A 15,288-nucleotide genomic window follows, 5' to 3' on the forward strand; every position below is an offset into this window, starting at 1 on the left:
GGTGGGTTCTTCCTCTTCCCTCTTTTTTGTTGCCTGGGTTTGTGCGTTTGTGAATGTTGGTGTGGGCAGCCCTGTGTGGGCGCAGGCGTGGGTTCCCCCGGTATTGAGGTTAGGCGCTTGGGGTGGGGGCTGTCAGGGGCCGCCACGGGGGGCTGTGGACAACTCGACACCTGGCCCGGGAGTCTGAGCGTTCGCGCGGCTTGACGAGCGCGCTGGGGTGTGCGCGAAGCCCTGCCTCCAGGTGGGAGGACCTCAAGCACCGGGGTTGTGGCGGTGCGGTGGGGTTGCTCTGGGGATCAAGGACCCCCGGGGCCCTTGGTCGGGCGTCCCGGGGGTCCTTGCAGAGGTCAGCCGTGGAGGTCGGCGGCCTCGATCTCCTCGCGTGTGATGCCCAGGATGAAGGCGATGGTGTCCAGGTAGGGCACGTTCACCGAGGTGTCCGCCTGCTGGCGCACCACCGGCTTCGCGTTGAAGGCCACGCCCAGACCGGCGGTCTGGAGCATGTCCAGGTCGTTGGCGCCGTCGCCCACGGCGACGGTCTGCTCCAGGGGGACGCCCGCCTCCTCGGCGAAGCGCTGGAGCGTGGTGGCCTTGCCCTTGCGGTCGATGATGGGGCCGAGGAGTTCGCCGGTGAGCTCGCCGTCGACGATCTCCAGGGTGTTGGCGGCCGAGTAGTCCAGGCCGAGCCGTTCCACCAGCACGTCGGTGATCTGGGTGAAGCCGCCGCTCACGATGCCGCACTCGTAGCCGAGGCGCTTCAGGGTCCGGACCAGGGTGCGGGCACCCGGGGTCAGCTGGATCTCGTCCCGGACCAGGTCGATGGCGGAGGCGTCCAGCCCCTTGAGGAGGGCCACGCGGCGGCGGAGCGACTCCTCGAAGTCGAGCTCTCCGCGCATCGCCTCCTCCGTCACCCGGGCCACCTCCTCCTCACAGCCGGCGTGGGCCGCGAGGAGCTCGATGACCTCGCCCTGGATGAGGGTCGAGTCGACGTCCATGACGATGAGGTGCTTGCCGCGGCGGTGCAGCCCGCTGGACTGCACGGCGACGTCCACGCCCTGGGTGGCGGACTCCATGGCCAGCTCCGCGCGGAGCTGGTCCGGGTTGCCTCCGGAGATCTCCATCTCCACGGAGGTCACCGGGTACCCGGAGAGCCGTTCGATCCGGTCGATGTTGGCGCCGGACCGGGCCACACACGAGGTGATGGCGCCGAGGGCCCCGGGGCGCAGGGGCGCGGCGAGTACGGTGACGTGGAGCCGCTCCGAGGCGAACTCGTTCACGCGCCCGTTGCCGCCGCCGTACTCGACCTCCATGTCGAGGTCGATCGCGGTCTTGTCCAGGGCGGAGCGGATCTCCTCGAAGACCCGCTGTCCGCTGACCCCGGGGGCGACCCGCTGGTCGACCTCCAGGACCGCACCCAGGACGAGGCGGCCGCCCAGGACGACCTGCTCCAGGTCGACGAGGGTGACGGGAAAGACGGAGAGGGTGCTCAGAAGGCGTGCGCTGATGCCAGGGCGATCGCGCCCGGTCATCGTGACCAACAACGTGGATTCATCACTCATGGCACCACCCACGGTACTCGGCCGTGGGGCGGAAGTGACGGGCAGGGTCCGGGGTTTTCGCAGCTAGTTCACTATGTGGACACCCCGCGCTCACTTGTCGCGGCGGCCCTTGCGCTTCTTCTTGACCTTCTTGGCCTTCACGTCCACCCCGCCGAGCATGCAGGTCCCGGTCAGACGCACGACCGGCGCGTTCGGATCCGTCACCTGGTCCGTTCCGTGGAGGTCCGTGCCGCCCAGGATCGCTGAGGTGTTGTTGATCACCCGGACCCCGTGGGGCACCGTGATGTCCACTCCGCCCATGATGACGGCGACCTGGATGGTGACCTCGTGCTGGCTCAGCACCGCCTCGCGCAGGTCCAGTTCCACCCCGCCGCAGAGCACCGACACGTTGGTCCGGGGCTCCACCAGCCACCGGCCGCGTCGCTCGCAGCCGCCGAAGACCGCCACGAGGTTCTCCGAGCCCTTGCTCTGTCCGGCCAGGTCACGGGCTTCGCTGCCGAGGATCTCCATGCCGCTGTCCGGGTCGCTGCGGTCCATGGAGGTGAAGCCGGGGTGGGCGACGCCTCCGGGTCCGGGCAGGTCGGAGGTGATCGGGGCCAGCTCCCCGATGGTCTTGGCCCGGTACAGGGTGTCCAGCCGTTCCTCGTGTTCCACGGGCGAGAGCCGCCCCTCGGCGAGGGCCTCGCGGAGCCGTTCGGCAACCTGGTCCCGGTCCGCGTCCGAAGCTCGGATGTGCTCGGGTTGCATGATGACGGCTCTCCTCCTCGGTGGGTCGGCCACGAACGGCCCCTCCCCTCCAGTATCGGTCCGAACGGTCCCGCGGTGGATCAGGTGAATCCCCTGGCTTCACCCCGAGAAAACCCGGCGCACCCCCCAGGGTCCATCCGCCGGGGCCTGGCGCGTGTCTTCCGGCACGGCCCGTCTACGGTCGGCCCCGCCCGTGGTCGAGGGCGGCGTGGGCGGCCACGAGTGCGCGGCGGGCCGCGGCGTCGAGGTCGCGCAGGGCACGGGCCCGTGCGTCGGCCTGGTGGGCGTTGAGGCCGCGCCCCGATCCCGGCTCGGCCAGTTCCACGATCTTCGAGAGCCGTACCGCCTGCGCGGCGACCCGGTGCGCCCGCGCCGGGTAGCCGTGGGCGAGGAGCGGGGCTCCCGTGTCGCCCAGCTCCCCGTGCACGGTGGGCGAGAACCCGACCACGTCGTCCACGGACTCCATCTCCTGGACGACCCGGAGCAGGGTCAGCTTCATCTGCTGCTCGGCCTCGGCCAGGCCGGGTACCTGGGGATCGGTCGCGTTCGCCGGATACGGGGTCCACGAGACCCCCACGTAGGATGAACCACGCCGATCGATGGTGGGCACCAGTCCCACCTGGCGTTCGGCGAGCCGCACCAGCACCCCCTCCTGTGCCTCGATGGCGGCCCGGTTGAGTTCGGCCGGTCCCACCAGACCGAACGGGTCACCCCAGGTGGGCAGCGCCAGCCGGAACCCGGACAGTCCCAGTCCACGCAGGTGGACCAGTGTCGTCCGGAGCGGTACGCCGCCGTCGAACGGCAGGTCGCCTGGGGGTACTGTCCCGATCAGGTTGGGGCCGCTCCGGCGCTCGACGGCGTCGACGGCGTCGTCCAACCCGACGTGGCCGGACAGCCAGGCGTTGCCCCAGGCGACGAGCGGTGCGGACGTCAGATGCATTACTTCAGGGTAGGGCGGCCCGTGCACCGGCGTGGGACGTGACGATAGGAGGATGATGGACGGGCGTGTTCTGGGCCTGAACGGGGTCACGGTACGACGGGGCGGCGAGAGCCTCATCGAGGGCGTCGACTGGTCGGTGCTGGAGGGCGAGCGCTGGGTGGTGCTCGGCCCGAACGGCGCGGGCAAGACCACCCTGCTGAACGTGGCCTCCAGCCAGCTGTTCCCCACCGAGGGCCGGGTGGAGATCCTGGGGGAGCGCCTCGGTGGGGTGGACGTGTTCGAGCTGCGTCCGCTGATCGGCTACGCGGGGGCCTCCGTGTCCGGCCGGATCGAGCGGGGGACGCCGGTCCTGGATCTGGTCGTCAGCGCCGCCTACGGCTACCTGGGTCGGTTCCGTGAGGAGTACGGGACCCCCGACTACGGGCGGGCGCGCGCCCTGCTCGGCCACTGGGGTGTGGCCGACCTGGCCGAACGGGACTTCCACACCCTCTCCGAGGGGGAGCGCAAACGGGTGCTGATCGCCCGGGCGCTGATGGCCGACCCGGAGCTGCTGCTCCTGGACGAGCCCGCGGCCGGTCTGGACCTGGGCGGCCGTGAGGACCTGGTGCGTCGGCTGAGCAAGCTGGCGGCCAACGAGACGGCGCCCGCGCTGGTGGTGGTCTCCCACCATGTCGAGGAGATCCCGCCGAGCTTCACGCACGGGCTGCTGCTCCGTGACGGACGGGTCGTGCAGGCCGGTCCGTTGGACGAGGTCATGAGCGCGGAGAACCTGAGCGAGACCTTCGGGCTGCCGTTGAAGGTGGAGCGGGACGGCGACCGGTGGACGGCGAAGGCCGCCTAGGAAATAGGGGACGTTTATATGCGCGGAATGTATTGTCCGTAAAACCTATTTCCGTCCGGATGTGGTCGGCCCGGAGGGGTATGGGGTAGCGTCAACGTTCAGTGAGCGGATCGCTCTATTTCGGCGCGCTTGGAGCTTCCCCCGGGGCGAGCCGCGAGGGTGCGGCGGTCCGCTCCCACGCTGCCTGCCACCCCCGTCAGGAGATCCGGAGCTGCCGCAGATGCCGCTGTTGAACACCATTACCCGGTTCGACGTCGGGAGGGTGGGTTAACCCATGGCCCCGATCATCATCGTCGTACTCTTCGTCGCCGTACTTCTGATCATCTTCTGGCGAAGCGTGCGTATCGTGCCGCACTCGATGGAGGACGTCGTCGAGCGCTTCGGTAAGTTCCACCGAACGCTCAGTTCCGGCTTCAACATCGTGATTCCCGGTGTGGACCAGGTCCGCGAACGGATCGACCGCCGAGTCCAGGTGGTCAGCTTCCCGCCGCAGTCCGCCATCACCGAGGACAACCTCGCGGTCGAGGTCGACTCCGCGGTCTACATCCGGGTCGTCGACGCCTACCGCGCCACCTACGAGGTCGCCAACTTCATCCAGGCCGTCGAGCAGCTCACGCTCGCGACCCTGCGCAACGTGATCGGTGGCATGAACCTGGAGGGCACGCTCACCTCCCGGGACCAGATCAACCGCGAGCTCAAGACCGTCCTGGACGAGGCCACGCGCGACTGGGGCATCGAGATCAGCCGGATCGAGCTCAAGGGCATCGAGCCGCCGTCCTCCGTGCAGGAGGCGATGGAGATGCAGATGCGCGCCGACCGCGAGAAGCGCGCCCAGCTGCTCAGCGCCGAGGGTGAGAAGCAGGCCGCCGTCCTGCGGGCCGAGGGTGAGCGCTCCTCGTCCGTGCTGCGGGCGCAGGGTAGCGCCGAGGCGCAGATGCTCACCGCCAAGGCCGACGCGGACGCGCAGACCCTGCGTGCCCGGGGTGAGGCCGACGCCATCCACATGGTGTTCAAGGCGCTGCACACCAGCCGGGTCGACCCGGACGTGCTCGCCTACCAGTACCTCCAGAAGCTCCCGGAGATCGCCAAGGGCGACGCCAACAAGGTGTGGGTGGTCCCGGCGGAGATGGGCAAGGCGCTCCAGGGCGTCAGCACCGCCTTCGACCGCATCCAGAACGAGGTCGTGAAGCTCCCGAACTGAGCCGTTCGGACCACGCGGGCCCCGCCGACGCACGTTCGGCGGGGCCCGCTTGTGTTCCCGGTCACCCCGGCTCTCCAGCCCCGGTCCGAAGGCCGTCCGACGGGGTCTCGTAGTCTGTTCTGGCCCTCGACGGTCGGGGAGCGACGGATCGGGGGACGCCGCGATGGAACTCTGGGAGGCACTGGCCATCCTGCTCGCCGGTGTCGCCGCCGGCGGGATCAACGCCATCGCGGGTTCGGGGACGCTCTTCACGTTCCCGGTGCTGCTCGCGCTCGGCTACCCGCCGATCACCGCGACCGTGTCCAACAGCATCGGCCTGGCCCCCGGGACGCTCAGCGGCACCATCGCCTACCGGCGCGAGCTGGCGGGGCAGAAGTCGCGGCTGATCCGGTTCGGCACCATGTCCTTCTTCGGCGCGATGACCGGCGCGATGCTGCTCATCTACCTGCCCTCGGGCGTGTTCGAGTCCGTGGTGCCGTTCATGATCGGCGGCGCCTGCGTGCTGATCATCCTTCAGCCCCGGATCACCAAGTGGGTCCGGGCCCGCAGGCCCGCCTCCAAGAACGGCGGCGTCCTCATGCCGCTGGGCGCCTACGGGGCCGGTACCTACGGTGGCTACTTCGCCGCCGCGCAGGGCATCATCCTGGTCAGCCTGCTCGGTGCGACCCTGGACGACGACCTCCAGCGGCTGAACGCGCTGAAGAACGCCCTCGCCACCATCGCGAACTGCACGGCGGCGGTCTTCTACATCGTCCTCGCCTCGCCCGCCTGGCCCGTGGTGGGCCTGATCGCGGCCGGGACGATCGTCGGCGGCTACCTGGGTGCCAACTGGGGCCGGAAGCTCAGCCCGACCGCGCTGCGGATGGTTCTGGTCGTGGTCGGCCTGACGGCCGCCGTCCAGCTGCTCATGGGCCGGATCTGATCCCGGCCGGGCGCCTTCCGAAGCCGGTCGGCCCCTGAGGTGGCTCAGGCCTTGAAGTAGCCGCGCCGGTCGGCGTCGTCGATCAGCGCGGTGGCGTAGGCGCCCAGGGCCTCGGAGCCCTCGGAGACCAGCTTCACCTTCTCCAGGACCTGGGCCTTGGTGACGCCGAAGCGCACCCAGGCGCCGCCCTCGTTGTGCCAGTTGGCGAGCATGGGGGCCAGACGGTCGACGGCGCGGGCGAACCGCGCCTCCGGGGTGAGGCGGGCCTCGAACTCGTCCCACAGTTCGCGGGCGCGCGCGGCCTGGTCCTCGGGGAGGAGCGGGAAGAGACGGTCGGCGGCGGCGCGTTCGCGCTCGTCCTGCGTCTCGGTGTTGACCGGGTCGAAGAGGAAGGTGTCGCCCGCGTCGATCTCCACGATGTCGTGGATGAGGAGCATCTCGGCGGCGCGGTCGATGTCGGTGCCCTCGGGAGCGTACTCGGCGAAGGTTCGGGCGGACAGGGCCAGGTGCCAGGAGTGCTCTGCGGAGTTCTCCCGCCGGGACCCGTCCACCAGCAGGTTCTGCCGCAGGACGCGCTTGAGTTTGTCCACTTCGAGGATGAAGCGCAGCTGCGCGTTCAACCGCTCGTTGTCGACCCCGCTGGCCATGACCGGTGCCGGTTCCGTCACGTGGTTCGCCCTCCTGATGGATGAGTCGAAACGGATCAGGTGGGACCGCGGACGCGGTCGCCACTGGATGATCCCATGGAACGCGTACCGACTGTCGCGGCGGCGTCCGGGAGACGGACGCGGGGGAAGGTCGCGGGGTGGTGCGGGTGAACGCCGTCCTTCACCGTGTGCGTACGGGTGTGGCCGGGGGCGGGTCGGTCCCGGTCAGGGGCGCGTGGGTGCCTGGACCTGCCGTGGAGCGGTCAGGTGCAGGTGGAACCACTCGGTGAGGGCGCGGTCGGTGAGGACCCCGGCGGGGGTGAGCGGGCCCGGTTCGAGGCCGGGCTCGGGGCCGATCGCGTGGGCGAGGTCGGGGACCACGATGTGACGGAGCGCATGTTCGGGGGCGCGGTCGGTGCCCGAACGGGCGAGGGCGTCGTGCAGGGCGCGGCCGTGCTCGGGCGGCGAGACGTCGTCCAGGCCGCCGTTGACGATGAGGACGGGGACGCCGGTGCGGGAGAGCGTCTCGGCGTGCGCGGTCAGGTCCAGCCAGCCGCGGGCCTGGTGGGCCTGGGCGCTCCAGTGGTAGGGGACGCCGGTGCGGTGTTCGCGGGCGGCGACCAGGTGCGCGGGGTCCACGATGGGGTTGATGACCGCGGCGGCGCCCACCGGGAGGCGGTTCTCGGCCAGGGCCAGGAGGGCGGCGGTCGCTCCGGCGCCCACGCCGACCAGGCCCACGGGGGTGTCCGCCACCGGGAAGACGGCCCTGAGTTCGTCGGTGACGCGGGGCAGTTCGGCGGCGGCCTCCTCCACGATGGGGCCGAAGAGTTCGAGGAGGTAGTCCTGTTCACCGCGCCGGTTGATCTCCGCGACGCCGCCCTCGGGCAGGCGGGCGCCGAACTCGGGGAGCCCGAGGTGGATCCGCCAGGCGGGGAGCGGCGCCATGGGGATCGCTCCGGCCAGGGCGGCCTGGCTGCGCGGCGGCTCGAAGGCGTGCAGGCCGACCACGAGGGGGGCCGGTGCCTGGGCGGCGCAGGCCGGGGGCAGGGCCAGGAAGGGGACACCCGCGACGGTGCCGGTGACGGGTGCGGTCGTGGTGTCGACTACCAAGAACGGTTGCCTCCGTCCGGTTCGGAGAAGTGGGACAGGTAGCTGCTGACCAGGCGCTTGGCCTCGTGGACCAGGGCGGGGTCGCCGTCGGGGTTGTCGCGGAAGGCGAGCTTGAGGACGGCGTCGGCGGCCTCGACGGCCACGTGGATGGCGCGGTCGAGCTCGGTGTCGTCGGGGATGCCGGTGACGGAGACGATGATCCGGCGCAGGCGCACCGAGATCACGCGGTTGTTGTCGCTGCCGCCGCTGAGGAGCCGGGGGTCGACGATGTCACCGAAGTGCAGGCTGCGGAAGCCCGGCACGTTGCGGTGCATGTCGATGTACTCGTCGATGATGGCGTCGACGGCGATGGTCCAGTGGGTGAACGAGGTGTCGGCCAGGCGTTCGGTGACCCGGGCGCCGAACTGGTCGAGGAAGCGGAGCCCGAGGGCCTGGGTGATGGCCTTCTTGTCCGGGAAGAACTGGTAGACGGAGCCGATGGCCACTCCGGCGCGTTCGGCGATCCGGGTGGTGGAGAGGTTGTCGTATCCGACCTCGTCGAGGAGGTCGGCGCAGCAGTCGAGCATGCGCTGGACCCGGACCATGCTGCGCTGTTGGGCCGGGAGCCTGCGCAGGGGTGCCTGCGCGAACGCGAGTTCGTCGTTGGCGACGCTGGAGGGCCCACGGCCCTCACGCGTCGCGGCGGTCCCGTTGGTCGCACCGGGAGCCCGCCGTGCGCGAGGGGGCGTTGAGCTTCGGGAATTAGTCGTCACGAAACCTATGATGCCTTTCCGGAATCACCTGGTTCCGGGGAAATTCCAGTTTCGTTCGGAGGAACCTCGCGCGGGGGTGCGGGCGGGTCGTGGGGGCGGTGTCCTCCCAGGTGGGGGCGGGTGGGCGGAGCTGGGATCCGAGTTGCCCCATTGGTCGGTTGTGTTCCCGGATGTCGCTTTGGGTAGTCGGGTTGTCGCGTCCCGAATGGCGCCGCCGTGCCCCGCGCGGGCGCCCATGGCATCGTGGGGCCCGTGCCCGACGCCGCGCACGCACCCCTCCAGGAGGTTCTGGCCATGACCACCGCAGCCCCCGACACCACGCCCGAGGAACTCGACGCCGTGCTGGAGCGCGCGGCCGCCGCCGCCCCGCTCCTCGCCGCCCTGCCCGCCTCCGAACGGGCCCGCGCTCTGCGGGCCGTGGCCGACGCCCTGGACGGCGCGGCCGACACCCTGGTCCCCGTCGCGATGGCCGAGGCCCACTACCCCGAGGCGCGCTGCCGGGGTGAGCTGGGCCGGACCACCTTCCAGCTCCGCCTGTTCGCGGACGTCCTGGAGGAGGGCGAGTACCTGGAGGCGATGATCGACCCGGCCGACCCGGACTGGGGCACGCCCCGGCCGGACGTGCGGCGCCTGCTGGTGCCGCTGGGTCCGGTGGTGGTGTTCGGGGCCAGCAACTTCCCCTTCGCCTTCTCCACGGCCGGGGGCGACACCGCCTCCGCGCTGGCGGCCGGGTGCCCGGTGGTGGTCAAGGCGCACCCCGGCCACCCGGAGCTGGCCCGGCTCACGACGGAGCTGGTCGTGGCGGCGCTGGCCGAGTCCGAGGTGCCGGAGGGGGTGTTCGCCCTGGTGAACGGGTTCGAGGCGGGCAGGCGCGCGGTCACGCACCCGCTCACGCGGGCGGTCGGCTTCACCGGGTCCATCCCGGGCGGGCGCGCCCTGTACGACCTCGCCGTCTCACGTCCTGAGCCCATCCCCTTCTACGGGGAGCTCGGCAGCGTCAACCCGGTCTTCGTGACCCGCGCGGCGATGGCCGCCCGCGGTGCGGAGATCCTCGACGGGTACGCGGGTTCGGCCACGCTGGGCGCGGGCCAGTTCTGCACGAAGCCGGGGGTGGTGTTCGTCCCCGAGGGGGCCGACCTGGGCGCCCTGGTCGCCGACTTCGAGGGCCGGGCCGCGGCCCCGCTGCTCAACGACCGGGTGGCCGAGGGGTTCGCGCGGGGTGTGGACGCCCTGTCCGCCCATCCGGCGACGGAGGTGCTGGTCCGGGGCCGGGAGGGCGCCGAGGGATGGTCCCCGACGCTGCTGCGCACCGGGCTGGACTCCTTGCTGGAGCACTCCGAGGACCTTCTGACCGAGTGCTTCGGGCCCGCCGCCCTCGTGGTCACCTACCCCGACGAACGGCGTCTGCTGGAGGTGGGCGGGGCCCTGCACGGCCAGCTCACCGTCACCGTCCACGGTGAGGAGGACGATCCGATGGCGCCGGCGCTCCTGGCGCTGGGCGCCTCCGTCGCCGGGCGGGTGATCTGGAACGGCTGGCCCACCGGGGTGGCGGTCACCCACGCGATGACCCACGGCGGCCCCTACCCGGCCACGACCGCCTCCGCGCACACCTCGGTGGGCAGCACCGCGATCCGCAGGTTCCTGCGGCCGGTCACCTACCAGTCGGTGCCGCAGCCGCTGCTGCCCCCGGAGCTGAGGGACGGCAACCCGAGGTCCGTCCCCCGGAGGGTGAACGGCGCTCTGCCGACGGAGTGAGCGCCCCCGCCCTCAGGTGAACGTGCCGGGCGGCGCTCCCGGGTGGCGGGCGGCACGCCTGTTCGGGAGCGACGCCCCGAGTGCCGCGCCCAGGTCTGTTCGAGAGCGGCCCCCGGCTCGCGCGCCGCAGGTCCGTCAGGAGCGACGTCCCTGCTTCCGTTCGTGAGCGGCGCCCGGGTGCTCGGCCGCACGTCACGCTCGGGAGCGACGCCCCTGCTCTCGCGCCGGACGTCAGGAGTGGGCGGACTCGTACCTGTCGCGGAAGGCCGTGATCCGGGAGTACCGGGCCATGGCGCGGCGGTGTGCGGGGACCACCAGCAGCACCAGCAGGACGGCGGGTGTGAGCTGGAACAGCATCGAGGGCGCGAAGTCCGGCCCGATGATCTCCGCGAGGGGCCGGACCGTCACGAAGGCCAGGATCACCAGCACCGGGGCGAGGTGGTGACGGGGGTCGCTCCCGTACCCCGTGTGGGTGGACATCCGGTGGGCCAGGCGGTTGGTCTCCGGGTCGGGCCCCAGCTCTCCCGAGGCCGCCTGGATCCGGGCCGTGGCGTAGCGGACCGGGTCGGTCTCGGCCACCTTCGGGAGGCTCCGGGCGTAGAGGCCGAGGAGGAGGGCGACCACCAGGGCGCCCACGAGCATCGCGCCCGCGACCCCGGCCAGCAGCCAGCCCGGCGCGCCGGTCGGGTCGGTCAGGCCGGGGGCGGCGGACAGCAGCGCCAGGAGGGCGACGAAGGCCCCGGCGACGAGTCCGCCGCCGCCCGCGAAGGCGGCCGGATGGTGCGCGGCATGGATACGGACACGGGCGCCGAAGACCTGGGCGGCGGTGGGTCGGGGAAGGGCCGGGGGCCGCACGTTCATCGTCTGCTCCTTCTGGGCTGCGGGGTGGCGTCCCAGAATCTACGCAGGTGGCGGCGGGTGGCACCATGCTCTTTGGTCAGGCTTCGGAGGTGGAGTTCCCCAACTTTCGTCAGGTTGTCGGCCTCCGGTGGCGACTGGTCGCGCCGGGCTCCTAGGTTGGCGCCATGGACCAGAACTCCGCGTCACGCCTCCGACCGCTCGTCCGCGATCTGCCCAAGGTCGAGCTGCACGTCCACCTTGAGGGTTCCATGCCCGCCGAGACCCTCTTCGAGCTCGCCGGGAGACACCGGGTGGAGGACCTCCCGGCCACCCTGGAGGAGCTCCGGGAGTGGTACGTTTTCACCGACTTCCCGCACTTCATCGAGGTGTACCTCGCCTCGGTGCGCACCCTGCGCGAGGAGGCCGACTTCGACCTGCTGGCGTCGGTGGTGGCCGAGCGCCTGGCCGCGCAGAACGTCCGCTACGCGGAGGTGCACGTGAGCCTGTACACGCACCTCATGCGCGGTGTCCCGGCGAAGGTGGTGTTCGACGGGATCGAGCACGCGCGGACGCGGGCGGAACGCGAGCACGGCATCCGGCTGCGGTGGATCCCGGACTTCCCGGTGGACTTCGGGGTGGAGTCGGCGGAGCGCACCCTGGACGCGGTGCTCAGGGAGGGGCCGCCCAGCGTGGTGGGGTTCGGGGTCGGCGGTGTGGAGGGCCCCCTCGGCCCGTTCGCGGACGTGTTCGGGCGGGCCCGCGCGGCCGGTCTGGCCAGCCTTCCGCACGCCGGTGAGCAGGCAGGTCCGGAGCGGGTCCGGGAGGCGCTGGACCTGCTGGGCGCCGAGCGGATCGGACACGGCATCGACGCGATGAAGGACCCGGCGCTCGTGGAGCGGATGGTGGACGCCCAGATCCCGGTGGACGTGAGCCCGACCTCCAACGTCCGCACCCGCGTCGTGGACCGGATCGAGGAGCACCCGCTGCCCGCCATGCTCGACGCGGGCCTGCTGGTGACCCTCAACAGCGACGACCCCACCCTGTTCGGCAGCGACCTGAGCGGTGAGTACGAGATCGCGCACGACCTGGTGGGCGCCGAGGGGCTGCTGCGGTTGGCCCGCAACGGCGTGCACGCCTCCTACCTGGGCGCGGCCCGCAGGCACGCGCTGCTGGCGGAGATCGACACGGTGGCCGAGCGGCACGGGGTGGCCTGAGCCGCGTCCGGGCCCGGGGAGCTCCCGGGCCCGGACCTCCCTCAGCGGGTGGGGCCGTAGGTGAGGCGGCGCAGTACCGTCTCGGCCGGGCCGCGCCGGCCCCGACGGCGCATGAGGTCCGCGAGGACCACGGTGACGGCCCACACGGCCACGGCGATGCCGACGGCGACGACCGGGGACGTGAGCTGGAGGTGCAGGGTGTACGAGGAGAACAGCACCGTCCACGCCACCGACTGCGCCAGGTAGAAGGTCATGGAGCGCTGGCCCAGGGCGGACAGGGCGTTGGTCACCGGTCCGCGGCTGGCGTTGAGGCGGGTGGCGATCAGTGCGATGAGCGCCGCGTAGCCCAGGCCTCCCGCGTAGCCGGTCACCTGGTGCAGGGGCGAGATGATCAGGACGTCCAGCGGAGTGGGGTCGGTCCACACGCCGACCTTCGTGAGGGCGAGGGGGAGCCCGCCCAGCACGGCGAGCGGGACGCCGACGAACGCGGTCGCGCGGAGCAGGCGCAGGTGCTCCTGCGGCCTCTCCAGGACGCGGTGCCGGGCGGCGAGGACGCCGACCAGGAACGGGACCACGGTGCTGAGGAACATCAGCACGACGAGCACGGAGTAGAAGGTCAGCCGGAAGAGGAGCTCGTTCACGAAGCCGTCGGGCATCAGGAGGGTGCTCTGCCCGGTGACGGCGTCCCCGGCGGCCAGCAGGGCGTGGGCGGCGGCGGCCAGCGGCAGCCAGACCAGGGCCAGGATCACCAGGGTCCGGTCCCGGAACCGCAGCACCCCGACGAAGAGCAGCGCCACGATCCCGTAGACGCCCAGGATGTCCCCGAAGAAGAGCAGCGCGGCGTGGGCCACCCCGAAGACGACCAGCCAGAGACCGCGTCGGCGCAGCAGGCCCCGTGTGAGGCGCCACTCGTGGCCCTGTTCGGTCCGTCGGCGGTGGATCTGGGCGAGGCCGTAGCCGAACAGCGCCGCGAACATCGGGTACGCGCGCAGGTCCACGAACATGACCGTGCCGCCGGTGGCGATCCGGTCGAGCAGGGTCGTGGTGACCTCGGTGCCACCGATGAACAGGGTGAACAGGTGCGCGTGGGCGAGCGCGATGAGCAGGAGCATGATCCCGCGCGCCAGGTCCGGGGCCAGCGAGCGCCGGTCCGGCGGCAGCGGGCGGTCGGAGGTGTCCGGTGCGGGAGGGGCGGACGTGGACGGCTGGGCCATGGTGGTCTCCGGTGGGGTGGGGCGTCACGTTCGTGTGGACGATGTACACGCCGGGGTGGGAGGGTGTGGGGATCGGTGGGTAGTGCACCCGTGCGTACACAATAAACAAGAAAGCCGATCTGTCAAAACCCCCACTGGTCAGGGAATAAGGCAACGATGCACTAGTGCACCTGGGTGTGGTGGAAGGCGTGTCGGCCGTTGGTGCACCGTGGGCTGCGGCGTCTTCGTCGCGATGGTGCACTAGTACACTTGGGTCGCCCCTGGCCCGGTTCGGAGAGGATGACGATGGACACAGGAGACGGGCTCGCGCCCTACCGGCGGATCGTCGCCGACATCAGCGCGTGCATCGATTCCGGCGAGCTCGCGCCGGGGAGCCGGGTGCCCTCCACCCGGGAGATCACCCAGCAGTGGGGCGTGGCCATGGCCACCGCCACCAAGGCGCTCTCGACACTGCGCGGGGAGGGACGGGTGGAGGTGGTGCGCGGAGTCGGCACCATCGTCCGGAGGCCCGACGGACCCGAGCCCGAGCCCGAGCCCGAGCGCGGCCGGGGCCTCGGGCCCGAGCCCGACCCGGGGTCCGCACCCACCGCCGGGCGGGGCGTCGATCGAGGTGCCGAGCGGGGCGCCGGGCCCGCTCCCGCCGCAGAGCCCAGGACCGAGCGGGGACCGGGTCCTGACCCCGACCCGGCGTCCGAACCCGCGTCGGAGTCCGGCACGCGCGACCACCCCCGGTCCACCCCCGCCGTGGAACGCCGGGCCCAGCCCGAGTCGGCGCTGACCCGCGAGGGCATCGTCCTGGCCGCGATCGCCGTGGCCGACGCCGAGGGGCTCGAAGGCCTGTCCATGCGCCGGGTCTCGGTCGAGCTCGGGGTGAGCACCATGGCCCTGTACCGGCACGTCGCGAGCAAGGGCGAGCTGCTCACCGAGATGGTCGACCACCTCTACACGGTCCACGCCCTGGCCGAACCGCCGCCCGAGGACTGGCGGGAGGCCCTGGAGGTCGCCCTCGTGGCCGAGTGGGAGGTCTACCGCAGGCACTCCTGGGTCGCCCGGCTGACAGTGATGGCGGGCGGGGTCGTCACCCCGGCGCTCCTGCGGAACGGTGAGTGGATGATGCGGGTGATCGTCGCCCAGGGCCGCACCCCCGACGAGGCTCTGGAGATCCTCACCATCGTGTCCGCCTACAACTCCGGCATGGCGCTCCAGGCCACGCGGGTGGCACTGGAGGAGCACGAACACGACATGGACGCCGAGCACTGGTGGCGTTCCCGGGGGCCGCTGTTCCAGCGGTTCGCCGAGGAGGGGCGCTACCCCACCATGTTGAGCGTCTCCGGTCCACCCGACGTCGACTGCATGTTCGAGTCCGGGATGCGGCGCCTCCTGGACGGCCTCGCCCCCTGGATCGAGGGTACCGACGCGACCTGAACCGTCCGGGCTGGTCCGAGCGTCCGACACACCCGTGACCCGAACCCGAACCGGGCTGGTCCGGACCGTCCGACACACCCGTGACCTGACCCTCTTCGACCGTCCGCCCCCGCAGACTTGT

14 protein-coding genes are annotated in these 15,288 nt (G+C 71.7%); 6 read left to right on the plus strand and 8 right to left on the minus strand.

Annotated features, from left to right (window positions below; translation table 11 throughout):
• Positions 1–347: 347 nt before the first annotated feature.
• From serB to ACFW3L_RS25360, 3 genes are all read right to left on the minus strand, one after another.
• On the minus strand, positions 348–1,559 hold the full coding sequence (gene serB / locus ACFW3L_RS25350; RefSeq protein WP_378747538.1) for a phosphoserine phosphatase SerB: 1,212 nt from the start codon (positions 1,557–1,559) through the stop codon (positions 348–350).
• A gap of 90 nt (positions 1,560–1,649) precedes the next feature.
• Positions 1,650–2,306, minus strand: coding sequence for a DUF1707 domain-containing protein (locus ACFW3L_RS25355; protein ID WP_378747542.1), 657 nt, complete (start codon positions 2,304–2,306; stop codon positions 1,650–1,652).
• A gap of 175 nt (positions 2,307–2,481) precedes the next feature.
• Complete coding sequence (locus ACFW3L_RS25360) at positions 2,482–3,246, minus strand: hypothetical protein (protein WP_378747545.1); 765 nt, start codon at positions 3,244–3,246, stop codon at positions 2,482–2,484.
• Positions 3,247–3,301: 55 nt separating this feature from the next.
• On the opposite strand from ACFW3L_RS25360, the gene ACFW3L_RS25365 reads away from it, so the two are divergent.
• From ACFW3L_RS25365 to ACFW3L_RS25375, 3 genes are all read left to right on the plus strand, one after another.
• Positions 3,302–4,087 carry an ABC transporter ATP-binding protein gene (locus ACFW3L_RS25365; RefSeq protein ID WP_378747820.1) on the plus strand — a complete coding sequence of 262 codons (786 nt, stop codon included), beginning with the start codon at positions 3,302–3,304 and terminating at the stop codon, positions 4,085–4,087.
• Between the two features lie 274 nt (positions 4,088–4,361).
• The gene (locus ACFW3L_RS25370; protein WP_378747552.1) at positions 4,362–5,288 is read left to right on the plus strand and encodes an SPFH domain-containing protein; all 927 of its coding nucleotides are present in this window, start codon (positions 4,362–4,364) and stop codon (positions 5,286–5,288) included.
• Between the two features lie 163 nt (positions 5,289–5,451).
• Positions 5,452–6,210 (plus strand): sulfite exporter TauE/SafE family protein, encoded by a 759-nt coding sequence (locus ACFW3L_RS25375; RefSeq protein WP_378747555.1) that lies wholly within the window; start codon positions 5,452–5,454, stop codon positions 6,208–6,210.
• A 44-nt stretch (positions 6,211–6,254) separates the two neighbouring features.
• Here the strand turns inward: ACFW3L_RS25375 and ACFW3L_RS25380 are convergent, their stop codons facing one another.
• The 3 genes from ACFW3L_RS25380 to ACFW3L_RS25390 all read right to left on the minus strand — a co-directional run bounded on the left by ACFW3L_RS25380 (position 6,255) and on the right by ACFW3L_RS25390 (position 8,551).
• Positions 6,255–6,878 carry an HD family hydrolase gene (locus ACFW3L_RS25380; RefSeq protein ID WP_378747560.1) on the minus strand — a complete coding sequence of 208 codons (624 nt, stop codon included), beginning with the start codon at positions 6,876–6,878 and terminating at the stop codon, positions 6,255–6,257.
• A 204-nt stretch (positions 6,879–7,082) separates the two neighbouring features.
• On the minus strand, positions 7,083–7,967 hold the full coding sequence (locus tag ACFW3L_RS25385; RefSeq protein ID WP_378747564.1) for an alpha/beta hydrolase family protein: 885 nt from the start codon (positions 7,965–7,967) through the stop codon (positions 7,083–7,085).
• Positions 7,961–8,551: a TetR/AcrR family transcriptional regulator gene (locus ACFW3L_RS25390; RefSeq protein WP_378747827.1), complete on the minus strand. Its 591-nt coding sequence runs from the start codon at positions 8,549–8,551 to the stop codon at positions 7,961–7,963. Before ACFW3L_RS25390 ends, ACFW3L_RS25385 begins: the two co-directional genes overlap by 7 nt.
• A 462-nt stretch (positions 8,552–9,013) precedes the next feature.
• Between ACFW3L_RS25390 and ACFW3L_RS25395 the strand changes: the two genes are divergently transcribed.
• Positions 9,014–10,474 (plus strand): aldehyde dehydrogenase (NADP(+)), encoded by a 1,461-nt coding sequence (locus ACFW3L_RS25395; RefSeq protein WP_378747567.1) that lies wholly within the window; start codon positions 9,014–9,016, stop codon positions 10,472–10,474.
• Between the two features lie 231 nt (positions 10,475–10,705).
• Here ACFW3L_RS25395 and ACFW3L_RS25400 read toward each other — a convergent pair whose 3' ends face one another.
• The gene (locus tag ACFW3L_RS25400) at positions 10,706–11,335 is read right to left on the minus strand and encodes a hypothetical protein (protein ID WP_378747572.1); all 630 of its coding nucleotides are present in this window, start codon (positions 11,333–11,335) and stop codon (positions 10,706–10,708) included.
• 164 nt (positions 11,336–11,499) lie between these two features.
• Here ACFW3L_RS25400 and add point away from each other — a divergent pair, with 164 nt between their 5' ends.
• Complete coding sequence (add, locus tag ACFW3L_RS25405; RefSeq protein WP_378747576.1) at positions 11,500–12,528, plus strand: adenosine deaminase; 1,029 nt, start codon at positions 11,500–11,502, stop codon at positions 12,526–12,528.
• A gap of 41 nt (positions 12,529–12,569) precedes the next feature.
• On the opposite strand, the gene ACFW3L_RS25410 is transcribed toward add, so the two are convergent.
• Positions 12,570–13,742, minus strand: coding sequence for a DUF418 domain-containing protein (locus tag ACFW3L_RS25410; RefSeq protein ID WP_378747581.1), 1,173 nt, complete (start codon positions 13,740–13,742; stop codon positions 12,570–12,572).
• Between the two features lie 279 nt (positions 13,743–14,021).
• Between ACFW3L_RS25410 and ACFW3L_RS25415 the strand changes: the two genes are divergently transcribed.
• Positions 14,022–15,167, plus strand: coding sequence for a GntR family transcriptional regulator (locus ACFW3L_RS25415; protein WP_378747590.1), 1,146 nt, complete (start codon positions 14,022–14,024; stop codon positions 15,165–15,167).
• The last annotated feature ends 121 nt before the right edge of the window (positions 15,168–15,288 follow it).

Source organism: Nocardiopsis sp. NPDC058789 (assembly GCF_042745575.1).
Taxonomy (GTDB): domain Bacteria; phylum Actinomycetota; class Actinomycetes; order Streptosporangiales; family Streptosporangiaceae; genus Nocardiopsis; species Nocardiopsis eucommiae.